Source organism: Fructilactobacillus frigidiflavus (genome assembly GCF_044054575.1).
In the GTDB taxonomy this organism is placed as follows: Bacteria; Bacillota; Bacilli; order Lactobacillales; family Lactobacillaceae; genus Fructilactobacillus; species Fructilactobacillus frigidiflavus.
The window spans coordinates 302,930-315,731 of the sequence record NZ_CP168716.1 but is presented as its reverse complement, the minus strand read 5'-3'; the positions used below and the strand labels follow the sequence as shown (position 1 = coordinate 315,731).

The window sequence follows — 12,802 nt, the reverse complement described above, 5'->3', positions numbered from 1 at the left end:
AACGCAAATAGCACAATGCCGAAAAAGCATTGTGCTATTTTTATAGAAAGGTTTAAGCAATGAAATTAGTAATTAAGGGTTCTGGTTATACATCAACTAGTAAGACAGAAATTGAATTTTTAAAAGATGTTTTAATTGAAGTTAATGATAATGGTAAAATTTTTCGTATTCTTCATGAAAGTGATAGGGATTATGAATTTGTTTTACAAAATGCAAAGGAAACAGATAAAATAGTCGAATTAACTAAAAATCAATATTTTTTGCCAGGTTTTATCGATACTCATATTCATGCACCACAGTGGCCTAATGCAGGATTAGCATTGGATAAACCATTAAATGAATGGCTTAATGAATACACTTTTCCACTAGAAGCTAAATATCAAGATTTAACATTTTCAAAGAAAGTTTATGACGATTTAACTAAAAACTTAGTCGATTTTGGAACTACTACTGCGGTTTACTTTGGGACGATTTATCCTGAATCAAATTTAGTTTTGGCCAAAATGTGTAATAAAAATCATCAACGAGGTTTGATTGGTCAAGTCGCTATGGATGATCAAGAGATGAATCCTAAATATTATCGTGATTCATCTGCTGAGGATAGTATTGAAAAAACAAAGCAATTTATCGAAGAATTAAATCAACAAAATGAGACTAATTTAATCAAACAAACAACAGTTATTACACCACGGTTTTTACCAAGTTGTAGTTTAGAAGCATTACGAGGACTTGCTAAGTTAGCTAATCAATATCATCTACCAATTCAGTCTCACTGTAGTGAAAGCGACTGGGAAAATGGATATGCATTGGAAAAATATGGTAAGCGAGATGCAACTGTTTTAGCAGAGTGTGGTTTAATGACTAATCGTAGTATTATGGCCCATGGAACTTTATTAAATGATGATGATTTAGACTTGTTTGAAAATAATGATGTAACGGTTTCTCATTGTCCAATTTCTAATGTTTACTTTGGTGATGGTATTTTACCAGTTAAAAAAATTCTACAACATGAGGTTAACGTTGGTTTGGGAACTGATATTTCCGGCGGGTTTTCGCCTAGTATGTACGATAATGTGAAACAATCAATTTTATCATCACAACAATTACAAAGTGGAGTTGACACCAGACTTTCTACAAGACGTCGTGGTGTTCCTGGTAGTCGGATTACTGCAAAAACGGCTTTTTATTTAGCAACAGTTGGTGGAGCAAAAGCAATTAATTTACCGACTGGTGAAATCAAGCCTGGGTATCTAGCTGATTTACAAATTGTTGAAAACCAACCGAAGCCGTTTCAACCTAATACTTCAGATGATATTTTTGAAAATTTAATGTATGCTACTACTAAAAATGATATTAAAGCAGTTTATGTAGAAGGAATTAAAGCTAAATAAAGATGATTAATTTTCCTGATGTATAATGACAATAAAGAATTAGAAGGGGATGCTAAAATGGATAAACCTATTTACAAGTTAAAACGCAAAGAACGCTTTAATAATCAGGTGTTACTAGACCTCGCGTATTTACTAATCGATCAGTGTCATGTTCATGTGATGCAGGTTGGTTTAGCTAATCATGAGCAAAATCTTAGTTTGAACAGTAAGATTGACAAGATTTTGGATAGTGAATACACGCTTGATTATTTAAAGGACAAACAACCACGCATTAAAGCGATTACCTTAGCCCAGCCTAATTCAGATAATTGGATTAAAATTAGACGCAACGGGAAAATTCTAACTAACCAACGTCAGTTATTTAAGCGCTTCAAACCAGTTGTAAAAGCATATTTTAAAGGATAAGCAGATGAAATTTTATACTTCAGATCAAATTGAATTAGATTATGATGATTTTGGCTCACCTGATGATCCGGCAGTGATGATTCTTTCCGGTATTGGTGCCAATAAGGAATACTGGAAAAAAACGATTGCTGCGTTAGTGAAAAACCACTACCGTGTCATCAACATTGATGCTCGTAATCAAGGCCAATCTGAACATACCAATCAAGGATTACGCATCTCACGGCATGCCATGGATTTATTTGAGTTACAACAAAAATTAAAAATTACCCATCCAATTCTGATGGGGAACTCGATGGGGGCAGCCACGATTTTTGCCTACGTATCGTTGTTTGGCTCAGCCCAGCTCAAAGGAATTATTGACGTGGATCAAAGTCCGAAAATGATTAACGATGACACTTGGCAATATGGCTTTAAAAAGATTACTTGGGATGATTTCCATTTTGAATTGAAGCAACCCTTTGGCAAAGCTACTCATCACAACATTGATGATAAATTATTTGCGAAACTACAAACTTTGAAAGCTGATTTTCCGTACGATGCTGAGTTAAACTTTCCGTTTTTACTTGATCATGCTACCCAAGATTGGCGGAGCGTGATTGTGCATCTGGAATGCCCGTTATTAATTGTTACTGGAGCTGAGTCTCCTTACTTTAACCCAGAATTTGCTAATTTGTGTGAAACGTTATCAAACCAAGTCAGCACTAAATCGATTGCTAATGCGGGTCACTTAGTGATGGTTGAGCAACCAGATGAGTTTAATGAAGCGCTGGTTAATTGGTTAGCCAAAAACAAATAGTAAGCTAAAAAACAACTGTGTAAGCGATTACATGTTATCCTGTTCTTGATTAAAAAATGATTTAATCAAGAGAGGCCTAATTATGAATAACCAAACTAAAAGTGAACCACTATTTTTAAAACCCATTTTTCACCAAAAGATGTGGGGTGGAACAAAGCTGAAACAGTTTAACTTTGCCATTCCTAATGATAAAACAGGCGAAGCATGGCTAGCATCTGCTTATGGAAATGATTTATCGCAAATTATTAATGGTCCTTATCAGGGTCAAACGCTGAAACAGGTTTGGCATGATGAGCCGCAATTATTCGATAATCATCGACCCGACCAAGCTTTTCCTTTATTGGTTAAAATTTTGGATGCCCACCAAAGTCTCTCGGTTCAAGTTCATCCGAGCGATGAAAACGCGCAGCAATTTTTTGCCGAACCCAATGGAAAAACGGAATGTTGGTATATTTTAGCTGCTAAACCCGATTCGGTCGCCTATTATGGACACCTTGCTCAGTCAGCAACTGAAATGAAAACGGCGATTAAAGAACATCACTTAACTGATATTTTAAAACCCATTAAAGTTAAACCAGGGGATTTAATTTATGTTCCCGCAGGCACTTTGCATGCTTTAGGAGCTGGAATTGTCGCTTTAGAAATTGAACAAAGCTCGGATAATACCTTGCGCTTTTATGATTTTGCTAGAGTTGATCCTACGACTGGTAAAGAACGTCCCTTGCAAGTTGAGCGGGCAATTGCCGTGACTAATTTTCCAAACGTTGTTCCTGACGAAAAAATTACCAATCCCATTCCTGATCCACATAATGCAGATGTTACCAGTATTTTACGTTCCCAATATTTTAAAGTTAATCGAATTGAGATTGATGAAAAAACGGAAATCTTCAGTCAACAGTATTCTATTAATACTGTAATTAGCGGGGCTGGAACTTTAATTTGTGATAAGCAACCGTATCACATTGAAATGGGCGACACCTTCATTATGCCAACCCCCATTAAAAATTATTGGATTAAGGGCCAATTAACCATTATCCAAGCAACTGCATAAAAAAAGCTCGTGCATGAAATTCATGTACGAGCTTTTTTGCGCTTCATTATTTTTCTAAATTTTTGTTGAAAAATTCATCTAATTTTGCAACAGCTTTATCAGTAGCTTCTGGTTGATCATATAATTCATAGTGGGTAACGCCAGGAAATACCGTTAATTCTTTATTTTCGGAAGCTGCTTTGTCATAAAATTCATAAGCAAAGCGATATGAGCCAAATCCACCTGGAATTCCACCAACGATTAATTCTAAAGGTTGGGTCAATAATTTGTCTGCAAGAGCTAATGGATCGTATCCAAGATCCATGGCTAAACTAGTATAAGCAAATTGGTTGGGAGCAAATTTATCGTTACCACGAGGAGTTAAGTAATAGTCAATTGCTTGTTCAGTATCGATATCGGTTATTCCGGCTGCTTTACGAGCTTCTTGACTTTCGGGTAATACAGGAATGTATTTGATTGGTGCTCCTTGAGCTTCGGCGGTACGTTGCTTAGCCATATCATCTAGAGTATTAATCAAAGCTTGATTGTTTTGGCCAAAAGTTTCACGATAAACGTTTCCTACGTTAGCGGGAGCCACTCCGGCTACTGCCTTAATTCGATGATCTACTTTGGCAGCATTCAAAGTAAAGCCACCGCCACCACAAATTCCCATGGCACCAATTTGATCTGGATTCACGTAATCTAAGCTATCCAGATAGTCAATCGCGGCCATTACACCCAGTGTTCGTGCATGAGGCAACTCTGAGTTGTGGGGTTCTCCCGCACTTTGACCTTGATATGGAGAGTCATAGGCAAGCGCTAACCAACCTTTTTTTGCTAATTTAGTTGCATAAATTTTTCCAGATGTTTGGTTAAAGTCGCTACTAGTGGGGTGATTTACTACAATTGCAGGATGTTTCTGATTCTCATCAAAATTTTCTGGGAAAAACAATTTTCCCTTCATTTCTAAATCATTTAAATCTCTTGCTCTAAAAGTAACTTCTTTTGTTTTAATCATAATACTATCTACTCCCTTTGATTTTTTACATTGCATTAACTTAATACACAATAGTATAATAACTCTATTAAATGTTGTTGCAATGCCCAATCTTTTCACACTTATGTATTAATACACACATTGAATAAAATTGGGTATTTTAAGGAGTAATTATGACAGATAGAAGAATTTTAAAAACTAGAATGGCAATTGAAAGTAGTTTTAAAAAATTAATTCAAACTACTGATCTTGATCATTTAACCATTAAAATGATTTGTGATGAGGCTAATATTGGAAGAAAAACTTTTTATTTACACTTTACTGATAAATATGAATTGATGGATCAATTTTTAAACCAGTATTTAGCAGAGTTATTTGAAGTATGTAAGGATTTAAATGCGGACAATGTCCAAGAAAAGACTCAAATTTGGATTGATTTTTTTGAACAAAATCGCATCTTTTTTAAAAACATCTTTCAAAGTAATCAATCATATCTTTTTCGAAGTAAGTTCAATGTATTTACTAAAAAGTCATTATTGAATAAACAAATGAATTTAGATAAAACGACAATTTCATTTATTTGTTTTGGAATTGATGGATTGATGGAAGAAATTGTTGTTTCAGATGAACCGATCGATAAAGATTTAGCAGAAAAAATTGCTTTGATTTTTCTAAAATTTTATCAGCCATAAATTTAAGCAATCTAAAAGACCTCATAATTATTTCTATGAGGTCTTTTTTGTATCCTAATTATTCAATACTATCTTTGATAATCTCTTTAATTTCTTGAGCAGATGCGTGCATTTGGTTAATTCCGTTTTGACTAAGCGGAATTTCAATCACTGAAGCAATTCCTTCAGCGTTAATTACGGATGGAGTTCCAAGATACAAATCATCTAAACCGTATTGACCTTCGATGGGAGCAGAAACTGGTAAGACCGCATTTTCATTGCGTAAAATGGCGCGTGAAATCCGAGTCAAAGCAGAAGCAACCCCATAGAAAGTAGCACCTTTGCGATCAATAATTGAATAGGCTTTGTTGCGAGTTTTGTCTTCTAATTCAAGCAACTCTTCTTTAGATACGCCTCGTTTAGCGGCATATTCTAATAAAGGAACATTTCCGATAGTTGCTTCATCTAAGTCAGCGAATTCTGAATCACCGTGTTCACCTAAGACATAGGCATGCACGCTTTCAGGGGATAAATTAAATCGATCAGCAACGGCGACTTGGAAACGACCGGTATCAAGGGAAGTACCAGATCCAATCACTTTGTTTTTGGGAAAGCCAGAAATTTTTTGCGTTGAGTAAGTTAAAATATCAACGGGATTAGCAGCAACTAAGAAAATTCCGCTAAAGCCAGACGCCACGATTGGTTTAACAATGTTGGCTAAGATTTTAAGGTTCTTATTTACTAAATCTAAACGAGTTTCACCGGGTTTTTGAGGAGCGCCAGCAGTAATTACGACGATATCGGCATCTTTACAATCTTCGTAGTCCCCAGCATAAAATTTAGTAGGGGAAGTAAACGGGGTTGCATCTTCTAAATCAAGTGCATCACCGACCGCACGTTCTTTCCGTCTCGTTACAATTACAAATTCTTCAGCTAAGCCTTGTTGTGCCATCGCAAATGCGTAAGCAGATCCAACTGCACCATTTCCAATTAAAACAACTTTTTTGTGTTTTTTAGTCATCTCGAGTCCTCCTATGTATAACTTAATAATATCACTAATTTAAAAATTTAGTTGCCTCAAATGTGGCAAAAATTTTGAGAATAAAACCGTTTACATTGTGATTAATAACACATATAATTAGGGAGATGATTGTTTGCTTATTCACAATTTTGGAGGAATGCTACTATGAAAAACATAGTAAACAAATTAGAAAATTACAGAATTGATGGGATGGGTTTAGTTGCTTATGCGCTCTCTGCTGTGATTTTCTTAATGATTGTAAACTTTAAACTATTACCTAACAATATGTTAGGGGCCTTGTTTACAATGGTAATTTTAGGAAATGTTCTATACTACTTGGGTTCTCATCTTCCAATTTTTAAAAGTTATTTAGGTGGGGGTGCAGTCTTTGTATTATTCGGCTGTGCAATTTTAGTCCTAGTTGGTGTGATTCCAAAGTCAGTCGTACTAACGGTTAATACCTTTGTTACCAAAACCGACTTTATCGACTTCTTCATTGTTTCCTTGATTGTCGGTGCCATCTTAGGGATGGATCGGAAAATGCTTTTAAAAGCTTCAATTAGATTTTTGCCAGTGGCTTTCTTATCAATGGCCATTGCGTTCTTTGCTACGATTGGGATGTCTCAATTAATTGGTAAGGGTTTTAGATACGGTGCTTTAAACGTAGCCTTCCCAGTTATGGGTGGTGGAATCGGTGCTGGTGCCATTCCTCTTTCACAGATTTATCACAACGCGATGGGCGGAACAGCTTCTGGCTACCTCTCAAACTTACTTCCTGCCGTTATTTTAGGTAACATTTTTGCCATTTTAGGGGCGGGATTGTTATCAAAATTATCCGAACACAGTAAATACAATGGTCACGGCGTGATGTTACCTGGTGATACGGATAAAAAAGTGCGGATGACACCTAAAATTAGTTTCCAAAAAATGGGAGTTGGACTAGTTTTTGCTCTCTCATTTTACATGATTGCAATTATGTTGAACGGACTTTTCCCTAAAATTAATGAATATGCGTTCTTGATTTTATTGGTAATTATTGCCAAAGCAACTGGTTGGATTCCTGATTACTACGAAGAATCAGCCGTTATTTTTAGTAGTTCAATCACAAAAAACTTAACTCATGCCCTTTTGGCCGGAGTTGGTTTAACTAAGTTAGATTTATTAATTCTTTCACATTCACTAACTTGGCAATTTGTCCTTCTAGTGTTAACTAGTTTAGTTTCAATCTCAATTGCAGCAGCCTTATTAGGAAAATTATTCGGCCTTTACCCAGTTGAATCAGCAATTACCGCTGGGATGATTAACAACTCTATGGGTGGAGCCGGAAATATTTCGGTGTTAGCTGCCTGTGATCGGATGAATTTAATTGGATTTGCTCAAATGGGGAACCGACTTGGTGGGGCAATTATGCTAGTTGCTGCTGGAATTTTTGTTTCACTCTTCGGGTAAAAATTATTGGATAATTAAATTGTGAAAAGTTTATAATAAAGATGGATATAAAATATAAAAAGGAGGCTATCGCTGCATGGATGAAGAAATTTTTAAGATACATGAAGCCCATACCGGAGTTTTAGGAATTGAATCTGATTTCGCTGTGTCTAACAAAAAGGAATTAGGGGAAGCGTATACTCCTGGGGTTGCTCAAATCTCAAAAGCAATTGAAAAAGATCCTTCATTGAAAGACAAGTACACCATGAGTGGTAAATTGGTGGCCGTTGTTTCTGATGGGACTGCTATTTTGGGTCTAGGTAACATTGGACCTGCTGCTGGATTACCAGTTATTGAAGCTAAGGCCTTGTTATACAAGGATTTAGCTGGAGTTGATGCTTTACCAATCGCTATCAACCCAAGTGACGCTGAAACTATGAAGGAAAACCTCAAGGCGATTTCATTGTCATTTGCAGGAATTCATTTAGAAGATATTGCTGCACCAAAATGTTTCGAATTGGAAGAAGCCTTAAGTAAAGAATTAGATATTCCCGTTTATCATGATGACCAAGAGGGAACTGCCATTGTAGTTCTAGCTGGATTAATTAATGCGGCCAAAGTCGTTAACAAGAACTTGACTGACTTAAAGGTTTTAATTAACGGAGTTGGTGCTTCTGGAGTTGCCACTGCTCGTCTTTTAAATAAAGTTGGAATTAAACACCTTACTTTAGTTGATATTGATGGGGTAGTTAAACCAGATAGTACTAATTACAATAAATACCAAGTTGATTTAGCTAAAGATTCAATTGGCGTAGAAGGAAATACCTTAGACGACGTGATTGATGGTCAAGATGTCTTTATTGGTTTATCAGTTGCCAACGTTCTATCTGCTGATCAAGTGAAGCGGATGGCTAAAGATCCAATCATCTTTGCACTTGCTAACCCAGTACCTGAAATTGATCCTAAGGTTGCTAAAGAAGCCGGAGCTGCTGTGGTTGCGACTGGTTCTGGTAAATACCCTAACCAAGTTAACAACATCTTAGCTTTCCCAGGATTATTCAAAGGTTTATTAGAAACTGGAATTAAAAAGGTTACCTACCAAATCGAAGAAGTTGTCGCTCGTGCGTTAACTGATTTGATTCCTAACCCAACTCCTGATGAAATTGTTCCAGGGGTCTTTAATAAAGAAGTGGTACCAACTGTTACTAAATCAATTGAAGATTACAGTGCGAAACACTAAAGTACCTTTTGATGGGATGTAGTGATTAATGGATAATTTAGAGCTTAGAGATCTTAATTTAAAAGATCCAGAGCAATTTGAACAATGGAGTGGCTTTTTAGAATCACTCGGAATTGGAAATTTTAGTTCAGTTGAAACTGATCCGTTAGATGGCACAATTGGGTTATTTAATGATGACCATTTAATTGCGACGGGTTCATATGCAGGAAATATTTTAAAATATATTGCCGTGTGCAATCAAAGTGGGAATAAAGGGGCTTTATTTAATCGAGTTATCTCAGAGCTCTTAAACCTTTTGGCACAAAAAGATATCTTTCACGTGCTCGTGTTTACCAAACCTAAGTATTGTAAGAGTTTTGAACAAGTTGGTTTTTCTTTAATTGTGAAAAGTGATGACGCGGCCTTTTTGGAAACTGGCGATCAAAGTATTACCAGTTACTTGGCAGAATTACCCAAATTCAAAGATTCAGATAAAATTGGGGCCATTGTCATGAATGCCAATCCCTTTACTAAGGGTCATCGGTACTTGATTGAGCAAGCTGCCAAAACTAGTGACCATGTTTATGTCTTTGTGGTAAGTACTGATAAATCATTATTTACTACTAAAGAACGAACGGAAATGATTATGGCTGGAACCAAGGATTTAGACAATGTCGTCGTGGTTCCCGGTGGTGATTATTTAGTTAGTTATGCCACTTTTCCCGCTTACTTTTTAAGTTATGATAATGACAAAATTGTTTATCAAACTACCATTGATGCGTTAGTATTTAAGCAGTGGATTGCTAAACAATTATCAATTTCAACGCGGTATTTGGGAACTGAACCCGAATCTAGAACGACTAAAATTTATAACGAAGTGCTTGAAAAGATTTTGCCACCAGAAGTCGAAGTAAAAGTTATTCCACGATTATGTGAGGTTGATAATGGTGAAATAGTTTCTGCTCGGACCGTCCGGCTGGCAATCGCTAATGATAATCTTGAAAAAATTAAAGCATTAGTGCCACCAACAACTTATGATTTGATTGTTAAAAACAAGCAAGTATTACAGGACCGGATTAAGAAAGGAATGAAGATCAGTGGAAATTAAAAAAACAGCAATTGCTGGAACCCTTGAATCATCTGATATTCAAGTTACAGTAAGTAAAGGTAACGACGGTATCAAAATTGACCTTACATCTGATGTAAAGGAACGTTTTGGTAAAGATATTATCAATACAATTGAAGAAATTGTGAACAAATTTGGAATTGAAAACATTAACATTAAAGCAGTTGACCAAGGTGCGCTTGATTGTGTAATCAAGGCTAGAACCATCACTGCAATTCAACGTTCACTTGGAACTAGTGAAGAACCAGATTGGGAGGTCTTATAATATGACATTTAAAAAAGATCGTTTACGTAGAACAATGATGTTTGTTCCCGGTAATAACGCTGGAATGTTAAAAGATGCCGGAATTTACGGTGCTGATTCAATCATGTTTGACTTGGAAGACTCTGTTTCATTAGCTGAAAAAGACTCAGCTAGAAACTTAGTTTATGAAGCTTTAAAAAACGTTGATTATGGTGATGCTGAATTAGTTGTTAGAACGAATGGGTTAGACACAGACTTCTTTGAAGCTGATGTTAAAGCCATGGTTAAAGCTGGAATTGACGTAATCAGAATTCCTAAAACCGAAAATGCTGCTATGGTTCAAGAAATGGAAGACTTAGTGGTTGCTGCTGAAAAAGAATTTGGCATTCCAGAAGGTCAAACGCATTTGATGGCTGCCATTGAAAGTGCTGAAGGAGTCTTAAACGTTCCTGAAATCGCTAAAGCTTCTGACCGGATGATTGGGGTTGCTTTATCAGCTGAAGATTACACCACTGATTTACAAACGCACCGTTATCCTGATGGTAAAGAACTTGAATTTGCCCGTAATATGATTATCAATGCTGCTCGTGCTGCTGGTATCGCTGCCTTTGATACGGTTTACACTGATGTTGACAATACTCAAGGTCTCATCAACGAAACTGAATACATTCACGAACTTGGTTACGATGGTAAATCAGTAATTAACCCAAGACAAATCCCAGTAATTAACAAAGTGTTCGCCCCAACTAAGGCACAAGTTGAAAACGCTAAGAAAGTAATTACTGCAATTGAAAATGCAAGACTTGCTGGTTCAGGTGTAATTGCATTGGGTGGTCAAATGGTCGATCGTCCTGTTGCATTGCGTGCTGAAAGAGTTATGAAGCTTGCCAAAGCATCAGGATTAGTAGATAAGGGAGGCCACTACATTGGAAAATAAACTTGGAAGAATTTTACCAGATGATTTAATGAAGAAATATGACTACAAACCATTTGAAACTACTGAAATTGGTCACCCAATTATTCAAAGAACTGCTCCTAAAGTTCGAGTTTCAGACGGTGACGGCAAAGTAACTAATGACCTTGCTAAACTTGTTAAAGACAATGTCAAAGATGGCATGACAATTTCTTTCCATCACCACTTTAGAAATGGTGACTTTGTTTTCAATACTGTGATGGAAGAAATCATGAGACAAGGCATTAAAAACTTAACCCTTGCTCCTTCTTCTTTAACTGGTGCCATGAACGATGTTGCTATCAAAGCCATCAAAAATGGAACGGTTACTAACATCACAACTTCAGGGATGCGTGGTGAATTAGGGGACGTCGTTTCCCACGGTGCCCTTGAAACTCCTGTTATCTTCCGTTCACATGGTGGTCGTGCTCGTGCCATTGAAAATGGTGACATTAAGATTGACGTGGCCTTTTTAGGGGTACCTAACTCAGACCGTTGTGGTAACACAAATGGTATGTACGGTGAAGAAGCCTTTGGTTCATTAGGTTACGCTTTAATGGATGCTGCTTATGCTAATAAAGTTGTTCTATTAACTGATAACTTAGTTGCTTACCCTAACACTCCTGCTTCCATCAAACAAACGCAAGTTGATTACGTGGTTGAAGTTGATAAAGTTGGTGATCCAGATAAAATTGGATCAGGTGCAACTAGATTTACTAAGGATCCTAAGAACTTAAAGATTGCTAACCTAGTTAGTGATGTAATTACTAACTCAAGTTACTTCAAAGATGGTTTCTCATTCCAAACTGGTTCTGGTGGTGCTGCTTTAGCCGTTACTAGATACTTGAGAAACGCTATGATTGACCAAAACATCAAGGCTTCATTTGGTTTAGGTGGAATTACTAAACCAATGGTTGACTTACTTGAAGAAGGTTTAATTGAAAAGTTGATGGATGTTCAAGACTTTGATAAGGCTGCTGCCAACTCAATGAAAGAAAACAAAAACCAACAAGAAATTGATGCTTCTTGGTACGCTGACCCTGATAACAAGGGTGCCATGGTTGATCAACTTGACGTATCAATCTTAAGTGCGCTTGAAATCGATACCAACTTTAACGTTAACGTTTTAACTGGTTCTGATGGTGTCATTCGTGGAGCCGTTGGTGGACACCAAGATGCTGCCATGGCCAAAATGACGATCATTTGTGCTCCATTAACTCGTGGAAGAATTCCTTCAATCGTTAAGAGTGTTGATACAGCAGTTACTCCAGGAAGTTCAATTGATGTCTTAGTTACTGATTACGGAATTGCCGTAAACCCTAACCGGAAAGATCTTCAAGAACAACTTTCAGATATTCCTGGAATTAACCTTTACACAATTGAAGAACTTGCTGAAAAAGCAGAAAAGATTGTTGGTAAAGAAGAACCACTTAAATACACTGATAAAACCGTTGGATTAGTTGAATACCGTGATGGTACCATTATTGATTCAATTAAAGAAGTTAAAGATTAATTATTAAAA

At 36.6% G+C, this 12,802-nt stretch carries 13 protein-coding genes; 11 read left to right on the top strand and 2 right to left on the bottom strand.

All coding sequences use genetic code 11. The features are described from left to right. Window positions 1-59 precede the first annotated feature (59 nt). The 4 genes from guaD (at window position 60) to ACEPSS_RS01680 (ending at window position 3,643) form a co-directional block, all read left to right on the top strand. Window positions 60-1,391, top strand: a complete 1,332-nt coding sequence (guaD, locus tag ACEPSS_RS01695) for a guanine deaminase (RefSeq protein WP_395319618.1) — start codon at window positions 60-62, stop codon at window positions 1,389-1,391. A 57-nt stretch (window positions 1,392-1,448) separates the two neighbouring features. Then, on the top strand, window positions 1,449-1,796 hold the full coding sequence (locus ACEPSS_RS01690) for a hypothetical protein (RefSeq protein ID WP_395319616.1): 348 nt from the start codon (window positions 1,449-1,451) through the stop codon (window positions 1,794-1,796). Window positions 1,797-1,800: 4 nt separating this feature from the next. Beyond that, on the top strand, window positions 1,801-2,592 hold the full coding sequence (locus ACEPSS_RS01685; RefSeq protein ID WP_395319615.1) for an alpha/beta fold hydrolase: 792 nt from the start codon (window positions 1,801-1,803) through the stop codon (window positions 2,590-2,592). Between the two features lie 82 nt (window positions 2,593-2,674). Further along, entirely contained in the window at window positions 2,675-3,643 is a 969-nt protein-coding gene (locus tag ACEPSS_RS01680; RefSeq protein WP_395319613.1) for a type I phosphomannose isomerase catalytic subunit, read from the top strand. Between the two features lie 46 nt (window positions 3,644-3,689). Here ACEPSS_RS01680 and ACEPSS_RS01675 read toward each other — a convergent pair whose 3' ends face one another. Then, window positions 3,690-4,640, bottom strand: a complete 951-nt coding sequence (locus tag ACEPSS_RS01675; RefSeq protein ID WP_395319611.1) for an alpha/beta hydrolase — start codon at window positions 4,638-4,640, stop codon at window positions 3,690-3,692. Between the two features lie 152 nt (window positions 4,641-4,792). Between ACEPSS_RS01675 and ACEPSS_RS01670 the strand changes: the two genes are divergently transcribed. Continuing rightward, window positions 4,793-5,311, top strand: a complete 519-nt coding sequence (locus tag ACEPSS_RS01670; RefSeq protein ID WP_395319609.1) for a TetR/AcrR family transcriptional regulator — start codon at window positions 4,793-4,795, stop codon at window positions 5,309-5,311. A gap of 58 nt (window positions 5,312-5,369) precedes the next feature. Here ACEPSS_RS01670 and ACEPSS_RS01665 read toward each other — a convergent pair whose 3' ends face one another. Then, window positions 5,370-6,311, bottom strand: a complete 942-nt coding sequence (locus tag ACEPSS_RS01665; protein ID WP_395319607.1) for an L-lactate dehydrogenase — start codon at window positions 6,309-6,311, stop codon at window positions 5,370-5,372. 165 nt (window positions 6,312-6,476) lie between these two features. Between ACEPSS_RS01665 and ACEPSS_RS01660 the strand changes: the two genes are divergently transcribed. The 6 genes from ACEPSS_RS01660 (at window position 6,477) to citF (ending at window position 12,793) form a co-directional block, all read left to right on the top strand. Beyond that, window positions 6,477-7,760: a 2-hydroxycarboxylate transporter family protein gene (locus tag ACEPSS_RS01660; protein WP_395319605.1), complete on the top strand. Its 1,284-nt coding sequence runs from the start codon at window positions 6,477-6,479 to the stop codon at window positions 7,758-7,760. Window positions 7,761-7,836: 76 nt separating this feature from the next. Next, entirely contained in the window at window positions 7,837-8,979 is a 1,143-nt protein-coding gene (locus ACEPSS_RS01655) for an NAD(P)-dependent malic enzyme (protein WP_395319603.1), read from the top strand. A gap of 28 nt (window positions 8,980-9,007) precedes the next feature. Next, window positions 9,008-10,066, top strand: coding sequence for a [citrate (pro-3S)-lyase] ligase (gene citC / locus ACEPSS_RS01650; protein ID WP_395319601.1), 1,059 nt, complete (start codon window positions 9,008-9,010; stop codon window positions 10,064-10,066). Beyond that, window positions 10,056-10,349: a citrate lyase acyl carrier protein gene (gene citD, locus ACEPSS_RS01645; protein ID WP_395319599.1), complete on the top strand. Its 294-nt coding sequence runs from the start codon at window positions 10,056-10,058 to the stop codon at window positions 10,347-10,349. Before citC ends, citD begins: the two co-directional genes overlap by 11 nt. Window position 10,350: 1 nt before the next feature. Beyond that, window positions 10,351-11,265 (top strand): citrate (pro-3S)-lyase subunit beta, encoded by a 915-nt coding sequence (citE, locus tag ACEPSS_RS01640; protein ID WP_395319597.1) that lies wholly within the window; start codon window positions 10,351-10,353, stop codon window positions 11,263-11,265. After that, window positions 11,255-12,793: a citrate lyase subunit alpha gene (gene citF / locus ACEPSS_RS01635; protein ID WP_395319596.1), complete on the top strand. Its 1,539-nt coding sequence runs from the start codon at window positions 11,255-11,257 to the stop codon at window positions 12,791-12,793. The genes citE and citF overlap by 11 nt, the downstream gene beginning before the upstream one ends. The last annotated feature ends 9 nt before the right edge of the window (window positions 12,794-12,802 follow it).

Coding starts and splice junctions, on each gene's coding strand:
- guaD (WP_395319618.1), top strand. CDS start 60: ATGAAATTAGTAATTAAGGGTTCTGGTTATACATCAACTAGTAAGACA.
- ACEPSS_RS01655 (WP_395319603.1), top strand. CDS start 7,837: ATGGATGAAGAAATTTTTAAGATACATGAAGCCCATACCGGAGTTTTA.
- ACEPSS_RS01690 (WP_395319616.1), top strand. CDS start 1,449: ATGGATAAACCTATTTACAAGTTAAAACGCAAAGAACGCTTTAATAAT.
- ACEPSS_RS01685 (WP_395319615.1), top strand. CDS start 1,801: ATGAAATTTTATACTTCAGATCAAATTGAATTAGATTATGATGATTTT.
- ACEPSS_RS01675 (WP_395319611.1), bottom strand. CDS start 4,640: ATGATTAAAACAAAAGAAGTTACTTTTAGAGCAAGAGATTTAAATGAT.
- ACEPSS_RS01670 (WP_395319609.1), top strand. CDS start 4,793: ATGACAGATAGAAGAATTTTAAAAACTAGAATGGCAATTGAAAGTAGT.
- ACEPSS_RS01665 (WP_395319607.1), bottom strand. CDS start 6,311: ATGACTAAAAAACACAAAAAAGTTGTTTTAATTGGAAATGGTGCAGTT.
- ACEPSS_RS01660 (WP_395319605.1), top strand. CDS start 6,477: ATGAAAAACATAGTAAACAAATTAGAAAATTACAGAATTGATGGGATG.
- citC (WP_395319601.1), top strand. CDS start 9,008: ATGGATAATTTAGAGCTTAGAGATCTTAATTTAAAAGATCCAGAGCAA.
- citE (WP_395319597.1), top strand. CDS start 10,351: ATGACATTTAAAAAAGATCGTTTACGTAGAACAATGATGTTTGTTCCC.
- ACEPSS_RS01680 (WP_395319613.1), top strand. CDS start 2,675: ATGAATAACCAAACTAAAAGTGAACCACTATTTTTAAAACCCATTTTT.